Genomic DNA, 14960 nt, shown 5'->3' with positions numbered 1-14960 from the left:
CTAATCTTATCAAATGATTAAACTCTGATTAATTGCAAATTAAACAGAGTTTATTCTGACTCGAAGCTCCTGACTCCTGAGGTGCGCTTTCCGTGTCTTGATGCAGTCGCTCATGGGGGGAACCACGGCAGTCGCTCATGGGGGAAACCCCCAAGACCGCGCTGCCTTCCCAAGACCGCGCTGCATCGCTAGGCGAATTAAATTCGCCACGGGTCGCACCTCGATAACGTTGCTTATGTCGAAATCACGTTGGCACGATATTGACTGAAAACCATAAGTAAAATTACTCAACATTTCTAGCCTATAGTTTCCAAAGTCAATCCCCTTCAATTTATCAAGAAGGGAGTTTGTTCGCGTAGCGTGGCCTTTGGCCAGGGAAAAGAATACCCCATCCCTCTTTCAGGGCTTAAAGTTACCGTAAGAATAGGGTCGCCTTAATAATAAAGTTTTAACCCTTTTTCTCATAGCCGACCAACCATAAAGGCTCCACTATTCTAAGGTTTCGTCTCCGGGGATGAATTTTCCCTCAATCAGGCAAAGTCCCAGTTCTTCCTAGGAACTCTAAGTATTCAGAAAGGCTTAACCCCGAACAAGCGGCCAAACGTTTCAATCCCTGCCAACCAGTTTCAGTAGCCTTGATACTGTAACTCTTCTTTGCTTCCTCGTGTAATCTGGGTCTTCCTACTTTTCTTTTAATTTGTTCAGGCATTTTCTTGACACTATAGTTTTGGAGGTCTATAATTAGATTAGCACTAAAAAAGGTCGAACAGATGCAACTAGGATACTCTTACAAACTCAAGCCCAATCAGGAACATAAATCTAAAATGAACAGATGGTTGGATATGCTGAGAGCACAGTATAATTACCTGTTGAGAGACAGAAATGATTCTTACGATCAAGCAAAAACTCCCAGGTTAGGCAATTACTGTGAATTAAAAAGTGGTGGGGAAGCGTGTCCATTGACCTGTTCAGTGAGTAAAAATTACTCTATAGGCTACCCTTGGAAGAAAAGTCAGAAAAATCCAAGACGAAGTGCTTACGAAGCTCAAAGTTCCAGTCTGCCCATACTCAAGAAAGAAAGACCTTGGTATAAATCGATTCATTCAACTGTTTTACAACAGACCCTAAGACAGTTGGATGTCGCATTTGCTAAATTCTTCAAAGGAGAAACTGGATATCCAAAACCAAAAAGAAGGTCACGATTTAGAAGCTTCAAATACGCTCCTGGTCAGGTGAAGCTTAATGGAAACAAAATATACCTCCCAGGAATTGGATGGATGGGTTTTTATAACTCCCGTCCTATACCTGAGGGTTTTACCCTGAAGTCCGTCACTGTTCGCAGAAAAGCTCGTGGGTGGTTCGTAAGTCTTCAAATCGAAGATAAATCGGTTCCACCTACTCCAGTAAAAGATAATACCGAAATTGACCCTCTGAGAGTCAAAGGCTGCGATCTAGGTATCAATAAGTTAATAAGCCTATCTAATGGAAAAACAATAGCTAATCCGGCTAAACAAAAATCCTTTAGACGCAGGGAAAGGCGTTTGAAGTTGAGGCAGAAAGCTGCTAGCAGGAAGAATAAGGGGTCTAGGAATAGAGGGAAGTCTTATGAAGCGGTTGCTTCGCTTCATGAGCGGATAACAAATAATCGTAGTGCCTACCATTGGGGTATTGCCAATCAATTAGTTGACGGAACAGATGCTTTAGTATTTGAAGACCTCAATATTAAAGCAATGAAATCTCGGTGTAAACCTAGACCCAATGAAAGTGGTAGCTACGATTCGGCAAAGCCGACGTTTCACGAACGCAATGGGCAGTCGGCAAAAAAAGGTTTAAATAGGTCAATATCTAATGCAGCTTGGGGAGAATTGGTTAAAAAAGTAGAAGTCGTGGCTGCAAAGTCAGGCATACCAGTAGTCAAGGTAAATCCCAAGCACACGTCTCAAAAATGCCCAAAATGTCATCACGTCAGCAAAAGTAACAGAAAAAAAGAAAAGTTTGTCTGTACCAACTGTGGTCACTATGACGATGCTGACATTAATGGGGCAATAAACATCAAGTTGCGGGGTCTCAAAAAACTGGGAATTGACCCATTAGACGCGCGCCTTAGATAGGGTCGCCTTAATTACAAATTTTTAACCAAAGGTGCGCTTTCCGGAGACAAAACCTGTTTATTAGGGCAGCCTTAAAACAATAACCATTACCCTTTGACTCATAGCCTGCCGACTATAAAGGCTGCCCTATTCTTGCGGTAACTTCTAACCGTAGGCGAATTAAATTCGCCACGGGTCGCACCTCTTTTACTCATAGCCTGCAAACTATAAAGGCCGGAGACGAAACCTTAGTAGAGGGTCGCCTTAGTTAATAAGTTTTGACCCTTTTTCTCATAGCCAGTCCCCTGTAAAGGCGACCCTCTACTTACGGTAACTTCAAACCACTATCTTACGGTAACTTTAAACTCAGCTACCTCCGGTGCGGGGGAAAGTCACGCCCATGGAGATAACAGCAACATAGTTGTTGTGCCTGGGAATCCCCACCCTCTTACAGGGTGGGGAGGTTCAAACAGTTAAGACTTTATCTAGCGGTTATAATAGTAATTATGGACACAGGTTTTTTTACCTATTCCCTATTCCAAACTTTCCTACTCCCTACTCCCTAATGTCTGTTACCTTAGCCAAAGTTATCTTTGCTATAACAATACAAATCGTCAAAGTTAGAGAAGACAAATTGTCAACCTTTTTGGCTTTGTAATAAATCTTAAAACTTCCTGAAAAATCTACTAATACTAAGGGTTAGCTGGCTATAGTAAAACCAGGTGATATATCTAAAGTCAGGTATCGCTATCCTTGCTCTATATAGTTGCTATATCTAATAACTGGAGCTAGCTGCTTGCTTTGTAAACCCTGTCATTTGAGTCAATTAATTTGACACAGTTAGTTGTTTGCTGAAAAATTAGCTGTCACTAACTATATATCTGCTCAAGTCTAAGTCAATACTCAGTTAATGAGTATTTTTATCTAGGCAAATACACTAATTAGGAGAATTACAGTGATTTTTTGGAAAGGAATAAAGCCCCAACAATTTTATGTTATTTTCTTGCTGATCAGCCTGAATATAATTGTTTTTATGGCTCTAATGTCAAAGATGCCTAATAATTTTATACTAGCGTTTTAGTAATTATAAAATTATTACTATTAATTGAGTAGTATTATGAACAATTCGGTAGTGGTAACGATGTAGTGATTTTGCTACGGTAAGCGTCAATGTTTCGGGTGTTAAAATCACTACTTGTTTACCACTACCAACAATTCCTCATTGAAACCTCATTGAGAACAATATGCTAGAGTATCTCCCCCCACTCAACGATCACAACTTGCCATATCCCGATACAATTCATCCGATCGTGGTTCATTTTGTGATTGCCATGGTATTGTTTGCCGTCTTTTGTGACACTGTCGGCTACTTTAGCCGTAATTATCGCCTGTATGAGGTAAGTTGGTGGAATTTATTTTTTGCGACTATTTCTATCTTTATTGCTGTTATTTTTGGGCAAATTGAAGCCGGATTAGCAGAGCCTTACACAGCAGCAGAGGGAACATTGAACCTGCATACGCTGATTGGTTGGTCTCTATCTGGCATCATTGCAGCGGTGACAGCATGGCGCTACATTATTCGTTCTCGCAATCCCAAAGAGTTACCCATACCTTTTTTGGGGGTGGGGGTGTTGTTAGTAGGGTTAGTGTTTGTCCAGGTCTACCTGGGTGACTTACTTGTGTGGGTTTATGGATTGCATACTGTTCCGGTAGTAGAAGGGACTAGGGAGGGTTTGTTGTAATGAATTCAAACCTAATTGACCAACTAGGGAGCCAATTGGGAGCCAATGGCTTGCCTTACCCGATTCCGATTCATCCCAATCTGGTACATCTAACCCTTGGGTTATTTATCGTGGCCATCGGCTTTGATATCGTTGGGGTCTTGTTTCCCCTGGAAAAACCAGTCTTTAAGATACTGGCAATTCCTGCCACAAGATCCAATTTTTTTGATGTCGGCTGGTACAACATGCTGGCAGCAGCAGTGATTACTTTCTTCACCGTTGCAGCTGGTTTCTATGAAATCATGCTGGCAGACCCACCCACAGACGTTAGAAGTGCCTGGGGATTACAAGCCATGGAAACCATGCTTTGGCATGGAGTTGGTGGGGTCTTGCTGCTGCTGCTGATTGTAGGAATGGCAGTATGGCGAGGATTTCAGAGATTTGTTTGGAATAAGGATAGAGCCAGACAGGTACAATGGACCTATTTGTTAGCGGGACTAGGGATTTTTGCACTGATGTTTGTTCACGGTACCCTGGGAGCGCAACTGGCGGCAGATTTTGGCCTACACATTAGCGCTGATCGCCTGTTGAGACTCGGAGAAGATCCAAACTTACTGTTGAAATAAATAGGCTTATGAATATTCGCAGGATTTTGACCTTGGTTGTCGTTGCGATCGCATTAGCCGGGATTAGTCTGTGGATGGGTCAACAGGCTTACTCTTGGTTTCCTCCCCAAGCTTCAGCTGAATCCCTGCTAGTTGACGATTTATTCAGTTTCCTAGTGACACTGGGAACCTTTATTTTCTTAGGAGTAGTAGGAACCCTAACCTATTCAGTCTTGTTTCAGCAAGCAGGCAAGTATGACTTAAGCGATGGTCCAGCAATTGAAGGAAACATCACCCTGGAAATCGTCTGGACAGCGATTCCCTTAGCCCTAGTAATTTGGATTGCAGCCTACAGCTACCAGGTCTACGACCAGATGTCGATTCTCGGTCCGATGGAGCATGTTCATCTAGAAATGGCAACCGCTGAGGCTGCACCCATCGAGTCAAGCCCTCACTCACAAATGCCTGACTCCAACGAACCCATAGAGCGTATTGAAGTCTTGTCTCGTCAGTGGGCGTGGGAATTTCGCTATCCCGAGCAGAGTATCAGCAGCACAGAACTCCATTTACCCAACAACCATCGCATCAAGCTTACCCTCAAATCAGAGGATGTGATACATGGGTTTTATATTCCCGCCTTTCGAGTCAAGCAGGATATTATCCCAAATCAGGCGATTGAGTTTGAATTTACTCCCATTCGCGAAGGCAACTATCGGTTGCGGGATTCTGAATACAGTGGGACTTACTTTGCAGCAATGCAGGCGGATGTGGTAGTAGAATCCCCGGAATCCTATCAGCAGTGGCTTGCTCAAGCAGCGGTTCAACCCCCCACAGCAGCCTACAATCCAGCCTTTGAGGAATATCGTCGAGCCTCTGAAACAGCAATTAATGCAGGCTGGAAAACGGTGGTTCCAGCTGCGCCTCCTATGGTTAATTACTCCGGTTCAAATATCCAAAACAAAGGATTATGACCAATCTTTCTTCAGTTGAACCAATCGGCTCCTTGGGCAACCAGCCCTCCCCAGGTGCCCCTGAAGACTGGAAACGGTTTTTCAGCTTCAGCACCGATCACAAAGTGATTGGGATTCAGTATATTGTCACCTCTTTTTTCTTTTTTCTCATTGGTGGAATCTTTGCCATGATCGTCCGGGGTGAACTGATTACCCCAGAAGCCGATCTGGTCGATCGCACCGTCTACAATGCTATGTTTACCCTCCACGGAACAGTAATGCTGTTCTTGTGGACTTTTCCAGTGTTAGCCGGGCTAGCCAATTACCTAGTACCCCTGATGATTGGGGCACGGGATATGGCATTTCCCCGGCTAAATGCCCTCGCCTTCTGGATGGTGCCCGTCTTTGGGATTGTCCTGATGGGAAGCTTTTTAGCTCCAGGAGGCCCAGCCCAAGCAGGTTGGTGGTCTTATCCACCCGTGAGCCTGCAAAACCCCACTGGTGCTTTGATTAGCGGTCAATTTCTCTGGCTACTAGCCGTGGCGCTCTCGGGAGTATCCTCTATTCTGGGAGCCGTCAATATCGTAACCACCATTATTCGGATGCGATCGCCTGGAATGACCTTTTTCCGAATGCCTGTCTTTGTCTGGGCTGTACTCAGTGCCCAGAGTATTCAATTATTTGGCTTACCTGCCCTGACTGCTGGAGCCATCATGCTGTTGTTTGATTTAACCCTAGGCACCAGCTTTTTTGACCCTGCCAAAGGGGGCGATCCCGTTCTGTTCCAGCACTTTTTCTGGTTCTACTCTCACCCAGCCGTTTACGTAATTATCTTACCGATTTTTGGCATTTTTTCAGAAATATTCCCAGTTTACGCCCGCAAGCCCCTTTTTGGTTACAAAGTAGTTGCTATTTCATCCCTAATAATTGTCGGGTTGAGCGCTGTGGTCTGGGTGCATCACATGTTTGCTAGCGGCACCCCCGGATGGATGCGGATGCTGTTTATGTTCTCCACAATGCTGATTTCCGTGCCAACTGGCATCAAAGTCTTTGCCTGGGTAGCCACCATTTGGGGAGGCAAACTCAAACTCACCAGCGCCATGCTTTTCGGACTAGGTGGCTTAGTGATGTTCGTATTTGCGGGCATTACTGGCATTATGTTAGCAGCCGTTCCAGTAGATATTCACGTCAACAACACCTATTTCGTTGTTGGTCACTTTCACTACGTTATATATGGCGCAACAGTTATGGGAATTTATGCCGCCTTCTACCATTGGTTCCCCAAAATGACAGGGCGCATGTATAATGAAGGGTTGGGAAAACTTCACTTTGCCCTGACCTTTATCGGAGCCAATCTCAATTTCTTCCCCATGCACCCATTAGGACTGCAAGGCATGCCCCGCCGAGTTGCGTCCTACGATCCCGAATTTGCCTTTTGGAATGTGGTTGCTAGCATTGGAGCCTTCCTTTTGGGCATGTCTACTTTGCCCTTTATCCTCAATATGGTCGGTTCCTGGGTACAAGGAGAAAAAGCACCAGCCAATCCCTGGCGGGCGATCGGGATAGAATGGCTTGTCTCCTCGCCGCCCAGTCACGAGAACTTTGAAGAGTTACCTGTGGTGATTGCCGAACCCTATGGCTATGGCAAATCTGAACCTTTGCTTTCTAACCCTGATGCCCTAGAAGTTAGCCATGAACCCAACTGAAATCGATCCATCACTCACCTCTGGTGTAATACCGAGTCAGACCCATACCTCTGATGGGACAGCAGAACATAGCCATGATGAAGCGGGCAACAGCATGTTTGGCTTCATCATCTTCTTGCTCTCAGAAAGTGTAATCTTCCTGAGCTTCTTTGTTGGATACATTGTTTACAAGACCACCACAGCCGACTGGCTCCCCGCCGGTGTCACAGGGCTAGAGATCAAAGAGCCAGCTATTAATACTGTAGTGCTGGTTTCTAGTAGTTTCGTAATTTACATTGCCGAACGATATCTCCATGCCAAAAATCTGTGGGGCTTTCGGGCATTTTGGCTCCTGACCATGGCCATGGGGAGCTACTTTTTATATGGTCAGGCAGTGGAATGGGGCAGTCTCTCCTTCGGGTTTACCGATGGGTTATTTGGCGGCACCTTTTATTTGCTCACCGGGTTTCATGGTTTGCACGTGCTCACAGGAGTATTGCTGCAATTGATTATGCTGGGACGCTCCTTCATTCCCGGCAACTACGACAACGGTGAGTTTGGGGTTGCTGCCACCTCCCTGTTCTGGCATTTTGTCGATGTGATCTGGATTATTTTGTTTGTGCTGATTTATATCTGGCAGTAGCGTTATTCTTAGGTTGGGTGAGCAGGAGCGTAACCCAACCACCTAAGGCTTTCGTCTCGTTTAGTTAGATTTCCCATAAAAAAATGCTCTATGAAACTGACATCATCAAATGGGTTGAACAACAAGTTTCCCTGATCAAAGAACAACGGTATAGTGAAGTAGACTGGGTGAATCTCCTAGAAGAGATTCAAGACTTGAGTAAACGAGAGCGAGACCGCTTTTTATCCTCTATTCGTTTAACGATTCAACATCTGTTGAAATGGGAATATCGACCTGAAAAACGGTCTAGGTCTTGGGAAATCACGATCAAACGAGAGCGCAATAACCTTAAACGCTATCTCAGAGATACTCCTAGTTTAAACCGATACTGGGAAGATTTATCAAAGGTTTATGGTGATGCGAGAGCCGATGCTGCCAATGAAACCGGAATTTCCGATTGGGATTTTCCTGACAACTGTCCCTATTCTCCTGAGCAAATCCAATCAGATTGGTTACCTCCAGACTAGAATATCTAGAAAAAGCCTTGTAGGGAGGGTAGGGAAGATATTAACAATGGGGAATTTAGGGGATTTGAGTAATGAATTAAGGTGCCAACTATAAACAAAACCTAAAAATACAGCTAAAAATAACACTTATTAAAATCAAATTCAGCAAAAAAACATTATGTTATTTTATTAATTAATTTTAGTAAATGGCGCTATAGGCTATAAAAGTTTAACTAAAGGTAAAAAAAAAATTGTAACTATGCCATCAAAAGACACCATTCATAACCGAGTGAAACAAGCGATTATCAATGATGGATGGCAAATAACCAATGATCCTTATGTAATTTCCTATGGTGAAAGATTTTTATTTATCGATTTAGGTGCAAGGGATTCACTGAACTTAGAAGAAACAGAAAGTCAACTCATTGGACTCGAACAAGATAATGCTAAAATAGCAATTGAAATTAAAACCTTTAGGAATCAGTCTCCTGTTGTTGATATAGAAAAAGCTATTGGTCAATATACTTTATACAAACTTCTCTTAACTCAAGTAGATCCCGAGCGAATCATTTACTTAGCGATTACTGAACAAACGTATAATGAAATATTTGATGAACCCCTTGGTCGATTAGTGATTGAGGAACTTCCTCTAAATTTAATTATTATTGATGTAGTCCAATTAGATGTCAAACAATGGATACCCAAACGACCTATCGAGAAATAATAAAACAAGTTATTCTAAAATACGCTCAATTTCGCCCCTCTCATGGAGACATCCGACTTGACCCCATTTTTGACGAAACACGAGAGCACTACGGATTAATGCAGGTAGGATGGTCACAGGGAAAAAGAATCAGAGGAAACCTAATATATATTACTCTAAAAAATAATAAAATTTATATTGAATATGATGGAATAGAAACGGGTATCACTACTGATTTAGTTAATGCTGGCATCAAGAAAGAAAATATTGTTTTAGCTTTTTACCCTCCGGAAATGCGTCAGCAAACTGAATTTGCCGTCAATTAAAAATTTATTCGTGTTTTATAAAATCAAGGCTATAACAAATTTAATTTTAAATGACTATGGATAGAAAATATAGGTTACCGGTTCTAGGAGTAGGGTTGACTATTAGCTTAATATTAATGGGTTGTAATTCCTCTGATGATGCGTTAGAAAAATCTCGTTATCAACCCTTGAATATAGCTGAAATCAAAGGTAAGGGAATAGGAGATGATCCGAAAGCGATCGCACTAGACTTATTTGGTAACAAAAAAACGGTCGAGAGTGATTTTACTGAAGAAATAAAGGTGATTGAGCAGCAAGCTTTTGAAAAAATCGTAATTCTAACCCAGATGAATCTACCTGATGACAAAATTAGGGGCAAGCGTTATCGACTTGAGTTTAAATTCGATCAATCTACCGGTAAATGGAATTTAAAGGAAGCAGGTCGTCAACAGTCCTGTTATAGAAGTGATAAACCTACAGATTGGACAATTGAGCCTTGTCCCTAGCTAAACTTGTCGATAGGGTTTATCGTATTTATGAGGTAAGCATTTATGTCAATCAGCACCGAAGCTATCAAGCAAGACCTGGATCTACTTACTGCTGAACAACTTCAGCAAGTCGCTGATTTTATTGCATTTCTTAAGTTTCAAGATAAACGTCCTCGGATTGTCCTAGATCCTGCTCAGTTAAAAGCCCTTTCTCATGAGTTTGCTGAGGAAGACCGCGCTCTTGCAGAAGTGGGAATGAGCGATTATGCGGCAAGTCTTGATCAAGAAGATAAGCTATGACCAATCAATATTAAAGCAGTATCTATACCACCGTAAAAATATAACTAATCGTTACATCTGATCGTAAAATCTAATTTTTTTCATGAAGATTAATATAGCATAAGTTAATAATTTTAAGCTCCTAAACTCCAGTAATTTATGAACTCCTGTAATATCATGTCGGGATAATTAGTTATAAAAAAGCATTACCCTTGAAACCTTACTCTTTGACTTCTGCCTTCTGCCTTCTGCCTTCTGCCTTCTGACTTCTGACTTCTGACTTCTGACTTCCCACTTCAAACTTCAAACTTCGGACTTTTACTATGATTATCGACGACCAATATTACGACTTTATTATTATCGGCACAGGTGCTGGCGGCGGAACCTTAGCCTATAAACTTGCGCCAACTGGGAAGAAAATTCTGATCCTAGAACGAGGCGATTTTATGCCTCTAGAAGAACAAAATCGCAGTAATGTCGATATTTTTAAGCGAGAACGCTATCACGCTCCTGAAATTTGGTATGACACTGCTGGAGAACCGTTTTTCCCCCAAATGAATTACGCTATCGGTGGCAATACTAAAATCTATGGTGCAGCATTGCTACGATTGCGGGAGCGGGATTTTGAGAAAGTGCAACATCAAGAAGGAGTGTCGCCGGAGTGGTGTTTGAAATATTCCGACTTTGAACCCTACTACACTGAAGCGGAACAACTTTATAAGGTTCACGGTCAGGCAACCAGCGATCCCACTGAGCCATTTCATAGTCAAGACTATCCCTTTGAAGCAATCCCCCAAGAGCCTCAAATTGCGGAAATTTACAATGCGATCGCTCAACAAGGTCTGCATCCATCTTACCTACCGTTAGGACTGACGCGCCAAGACGACGACCCAACCAATGATTCCGAGGTCAGCGGAATTGTGCCAGCGTTGAAACATCCGAACGTGACCTTAAAAACCAATGCGAAAGTGGTCTGTTTGCACACTAACCCGTCAGGTTCAGCAGTTAAAGGGGTCGAAGCCGAAATTGGCGGACAATCCTACTTGTTTATGGGGGAAATTGTCCTAGTTGCTTGTGGTGCGGTGAATTCAGCAGCCTTGCTATTACACTCTGCCAATGATCGACACCCCCAAGGACTTGCCAACAGTTCGGGGCAAGTGGGACGGAATTTGATGAAAAGCCTAATGACTGCTGTAGTGCAACTGAGCACTAAGCCCAATTCAGGTGCTTTTCAAAGAAGTATTTATCTCAATGATTTTTATTGGGGTGATCCTGATTTTCCTTACCCAATGGGTCACATTCAAAATTCCGGTGGATTGCTGACAGATATTATTTTTGCTGAAGCACCACCACTGTTATCAGTTCTTGCAAAATTTATGCCAGGATTTGGACTGAAGCAGTTAGCTACTCGTTCCATTGGCTGGTGGGTGCAGACAGAGGATTTGCCCGATCCCAATAATCGAGTGCGAATTGATGGCAACAAGTTGTATATTGACTACACTCCCAATAATATCGAAGCGCACGATCGCTTGGTTTATCGCTTGACTGAAGTACTAAAAACCATTGAAAAAGGTCTGGATGGTTTTCAGAGCGGGAAAATATATCCTCGTGGGGAAGTACCGATTCAAGTAATGGCAAATCAGTGTGGCACCTGCCGTTTTGGGGACGATCCTGCTACTACTGTGCTCGATCGCAACTGCCGCACTCATGATCTCGAAAATCTTTACGTAGTCGATGGCAGTTTCTTTCCATCCAATGCTAGTGTTAGCCCAGCTTTAACCATTATTGCTAATGGTCTACGAGTGGGGGATCATCTGATTGAAAAGTTTGGGTAAGCATTCAGCCATCAGCTGTCAGCGGTCAGCTGAAAATAAACCTCGTTCCCGTAGTAATGAGGTAACATTTCCTACTTACAACAAGTCCAATGGACATAATAAAAAATACCATTGAGTATTTCTATTAAATCAACTGTTCTAGGATGTCCAAAGCCTTTTGATTCAGGTAGTAATGGTTTCAACACCTCAAGCTTCTGTATCCCTTAAATCAAGTAGGATTTGGCTTTATCGTGGGTGCAGCAATTTTAGGTAGACGTGTCATTGAGCGAAATTCATTCAACCTCGGCTAGTTTAGCATCTATATAATCTTAATTTTTTCGATCTTTAGATTGTATTTACCAATCAGCTCTTAGGAAGTTGCTGAGTGTGGCGCGCAGCAAACCCGACATCTTCCGCCAAAGTCCTCTAGCTCGAAAAACCGTTACGCCTGACTACCAGTTTAACTTGTTCAATGCCACAGGGAAAAACTTTGACGGATCTGGGCATGGCTGATGGTATAATTACTGTTTAGATTATACCATTAACACAGGCAAAGTGAGATCACAAGTCAGTCACAAGTCAGATCATCTCAGGCGGTAAGTCAGTATGCAGTGGGGTTTGATGAATATATGAGGTTCAAACAAATAAAACCTGATGTTCAAAAACACTCAATTGCAGAAGTTAAATCATGTCAATCTACAAGTTAACTAATCAATTAAGCAGCAAAGCAATCACTCTCTTAAATATGTATTCTGACCACGATTCTGAGTTGGCACCACTCGCTCCGTCTGAGATAACTACTTATTCTGATGCCAAAGCGCGATATGAATGATTGTAACTATACGTCAAAATCTAAGACTTGAGCCCAGTTAACTTGCTACTATAATTAACATAATTCTCAAAAAAGAATATATCCTGGATTAGGCTATAGTGGGATAGTGGGATAGTGGGATAGTGGGGTAGTGGGAGATGGGATCGCATTGAATTCCACACCAGCCCTAATCCTTGTGTGATCAGTAATATTATCAGTAAATCATGACAACAATGAGAGACTTCATCCTTGTTCAGGGTAGGGAAAATACTGAAAAAATAATTTCCGAAATCTTAGTCAACTATCAAGAGTCTGATAATCGAGATAATATTCAACATTTTTGTAAGGATGTTATCGACAAGCGTCAAAAAATAAAAGACAAAACCAAAACCCTTACTGATATCAAAAATGCGTTAGATACTATCGACATGATTGATAGTTATCATCAAAGCTTAATCAACGCTCAAGAACAAGGTAAATCAAAAGTAAATTGGCTTGAATCTACCCTTGAAGAAATCACCGATATAGAAAGTGTAGAAAAAAGACGTAAAATTGTTCAAGAGCTTCACGAAGCCTTAGTTTTAGCTAATAATCAGCAATTAGCGTCATTGTCTGGTGAATCAACGGACGTATATACTCCTCTGAAGCAACCTGAAGTTGAAGGCATCAACAATCCTCAAGTTATGGAACAACAAGTATTAGATGATGTTCAGAACAACACCATGCTATCTTCAATTTCCATGGGTCAGCCGTTTGATATGCTTTCAGACCCTTTAAATCTAGATTTATTTAATAATTTTTCTTTTCTGGACGTTGCTGAGAATTATTTCAATCAATACCTTGGTCAGGTAGATAACACCTTCAAACAACTAGTCACCTTAGGCACAGTAGTTGCTAAAGAAGAGGGTCACTTAGGCATACTTGAAGAAGCAGATATAGCCGAAATTGCTGCCATGGTTGATATGGGACTTACCCTTCCCCAAATCGGCTTTAAACTTGGCAAAGGCGAGATTACACTGATTGAGGCTGTAGAAGATTTATATGATAGACAAGTTGCAGCTACCTCTACCTTAGTGAGTCTAAACACCAAGGCTGTCAGTTGGTTATCCGGTACAACTATCGGAGCTACTGTTGGAACTGTATTTGGACCAATTGGCACAGCAGTTGGAGGAATGCTAGGAAGCTTTACAGGTAAAATGGCAGGAAAACAAATTGCTCCAACTATTGCCACCGGTATCCAAAAAGTAGCAAAGTTTGGGAAAGAAACAATAAGCAAAACTTTTAAAAAAGCCTGGGCAGGAGCAAAATCTTTTGGGAAAGCCTTTTCTAAAAGTAAATTAAATCCATTTAATTGGTAGCCTTTGACAGCAAAATTAAATTATTGAATTAAATTATTGAGGTGGAGACAGATGGCAAAGACAATTAAGTTTAGTCTTATTTTGGATAATACTCCAGTCAGAGATTTAGATGGTGTTAGGGAAAATTTTAATATCGATGATATCTTGAGATATTACAAAAGTGGTCTATTGGAAAAGTGGCTTGCTGTTAGGGGATTTACAGATACCTTATCAAAAATAAAGGATATTTCAGCCGAAAGTGACCTAGAGATTAGCAAGGAACTAGTGAAAATTTTCGAGATGGAAATTGCATCAACTGAACTAGAGGAATCGTTGTATAGTATCCAATTCCATGAAGAATTCCAGAACAAGGTAAATGATTATGCTAAGAACAATTTTAATCGCAAAGCCATTATTAAGGATTATCACCAGGGTTACTATAGAGTATTGACAGGGATGTTAGATGATCCCGATAATATTGCTTTGATTAAAAGTAGTGTAGCACAAATTGCTAAAAACTATTTCTGGATATTTAAGTTTCACTTACCATCCTTGTATGATGAATTTTTTGACAAAGTCCCCTTATCTCTTTTTGTATCATTCATGAATCCCACTTTGAGAAGATTAGTGTTAGGGTCTGACATGATGGCTGAAAGAATAGAAAACCTGACAAATACAATTAATCCTAATACAGCCAAAATGTTATCTGAAGGATTTTTAAAACATCCTGATATACTTAGTATAAAATCCATTCTGCATAAAGCAGACACTAATCGTAAGTGGCAGAAACTTGTTACTTCAGAAAAAAAGTGTTTAATTCTGGATTTAACTCATAGAGATGATGTGATGGTATCTCATTCAGAACCAAGTTTGAGGTCTCATCAATTTAAAAAAGAAGATGCTGTGGGAAAAATAATGAATGGTTTAATGTATTGTTTTGATAATTGTTATGACTTGGTGGAATACATTATATTTCCTTCACATCGGAAGAGCACACGGCTGAGCTCCAATCACGAAGGAACCCGGAACACGTATGCCGTCTTC

At 41.6% G+C, this 14960-nt stretch carries 16 protein-coding genes; 15 read left to right on the top strand and 1 reads right to left on the bottom strand.

The annotated features are described in order from the left end of the window. Positions 1-526: 526 nt before the first annotated feature. Positions 527-709 (bottom strand): hypothetical protein, encoded by a 183-nt coding sequence (locus F6K52_RS10360; RefSeq protein ID WP_293077078.1) that lies wholly within the window; start codon positions 707-709, stop codon positions 527-529. 61 nt (positions 710-770) lie between these two features. Here F6K52_RS10360 and F6K52_RS10355 point away from each other — a divergent pair, with 61 nt between their 5' ends. The 15 genes from F6K52_RS10355 to F6K52_RS10285 form a co-directional block, all read left to right on the top strand. After that, a complete protein-coding gene (locus F6K52_RS10355) occupies positions 771-2111 on the top strand; it encodes a transposase (protein ID WP_293077076.1) in 1341 nt (446 codons plus the stop codon). Between the two features lie 1223 nt (positions 2112-3334). Continuing rightward, positions 3335-3832, top strand: coding sequence for a DUF2231 domain-containing protein (locus F6K52_RS10350; protein ID WP_293077074.1), 498 nt, complete (start codon positions 3335-3337; stop codon positions 3830-3832). After that, positions 3832-4437 carry a DUF2231 domain-containing protein gene (locus tag F6K52_RS10345; RefSeq protein WP_293077072.1) on the top strand — a complete coding sequence of 202 codons (606 nt, stop codon included), beginning with the start codon at positions 3832-3834 and terminating at the stop codon, positions 4435-4437. The genes F6K52_RS10350 and F6K52_RS10345 overlap by 1 nt, the downstream gene beginning before the upstream one ends. Positions 4438-4445: 8 nt before the next feature. Next, entirely contained in the window at positions 4446-5387 is a 942-nt protein-coding gene (locus F6K52_RS10340) for a cytochrome c oxidase subunit II (protein ID WP_293077070.1), read from the top strand. Then, positions 5384-7072, top strand: coding sequence for a cytochrome c oxidase subunit I (ctaD, locus tag F6K52_RS10335; RefSeq protein ID WP_293077068.1), 1689 nt, complete (start codon positions 5384-5386; stop codon positions 7070-7072). Before F6K52_RS10340 ends, ctaD begins: the two co-directional genes overlap by 4 nt. After that, positions 7059-7694, top strand: coding sequence for a heme-copper oxidase subunit III (locus tag F6K52_RS10330; RefSeq protein ID WP_293077066.1), 636 nt, complete (start codon positions 7059-7061; stop codon positions 7692-7694). The genes ctaD and F6K52_RS10330 overlap by 14 nt, the downstream gene beginning before the upstream one ends. A gap of 83 nt (positions 7695-7777) precedes the next feature. Continuing rightward, the gene (locus tag F6K52_RS10325) at positions 7778-8200 is read left to right on the top strand and encodes a DUF29 domain-containing protein (RefSeq protein ID WP_293077064.1); all 423 of its coding nucleotides are present in this window, start codon (positions 7778-7780) and stop codon (positions 8198-8200) included. 238 nt (positions 8201-8438) lie between these two features. Then, positions 8439-8903 carry an element excision factor XisH family protein gene (locus tag F6K52_RS10320; RefSeq protein WP_293077061.1) on the top strand — a complete coding sequence of 155 codons (465 nt, stop codon included), beginning with the start codon at positions 8439-8441 and terminating at the stop codon, positions 8901-8903. Then, the gene (locus tag F6K52_RS10315; RefSeq protein ID WP_293077059.1) at positions 8873-9208 is read left to right on the top strand and encodes a XisI protein; all 336 of its coding nucleotides are present in this window, start codon (positions 8873-8875) and stop codon (positions 9206-9208) included. The genes F6K52_RS10320 and F6K52_RS10315 overlap by 31 nt, the downstream gene beginning before the upstream one ends. A 56-nt stretch (positions 9209-9264) precedes the next feature. After that, positions 9265-9693 (top strand): hypothetical protein, encoded by a 429-nt coding sequence (locus F6K52_RS10310; protein WP_293077057.1) that lies wholly within the window; start codon positions 9265-9267, stop codon positions 9691-9693. 45 nt (positions 9694-9738) lie between these two features. Beyond that, positions 9739-9975: a hypothetical protein gene (locus F6K52_RS10305; RefSeq protein ID WP_293077055.1), complete on the top strand. Its 237-nt coding sequence runs from the start codon at positions 9739-9741 to the stop codon at positions 9973-9975. 302 nt (positions 9976-10277) lie between these two features. Further along, positions 10278-11789: a GMC family oxidoreductase gene (locus F6K52_RS10300; RefSeq protein ID WP_293077053.1), complete on the top strand. Its 1512-nt coding sequence runs from the start codon at positions 10278-10280 to the stop codon at positions 11787-11789. A gap of 366 nt (positions 11790-12155) precedes the next feature. Then, positions 12156-12281, top strand: coding sequence for a hypothetical protein (locus tag F6K52_RS10295; RefSeq protein ID WP_293077051.1), 126 nt, complete (start codon positions 12156-12158; stop codon positions 12279-12281). Between the two features lie 522 nt (positions 12282-12803). Next, positions 12804-13937 carry a hypothetical protein gene (locus F6K52_RS10290; protein WP_293077049.1) on the top strand — a complete coding sequence of 378 codons (1134 nt, stop codon included), beginning with the start codon at positions 12804-12806 and terminating at the stop codon, positions 13935-13937. A 51-nt stretch (positions 13938-13988) separates the two neighbouring features. Continuing rightward, positions 13989-14960, top strand: a 972-nt coding sequence (locus tag F6K52_RS10285; RefSeq protein WP_293077047.1) for a hypothetical protein, incomplete at its 3' end; no start/stop codon positions are given.

Source organism: Moorena sp. SIO3H5, from assembly GCF_010692395.1.
GTDB lineage: Bacteria > Cyanobacteriota > Cyanobacteriia > Cyanobacteriales > Coleofasciculaceae > Moorena.
The sequence above is the reverse complement of the archived record's forward strand: the minus strand, read 5'-3'. Positions and strand labels throughout refer to the sequence as shown.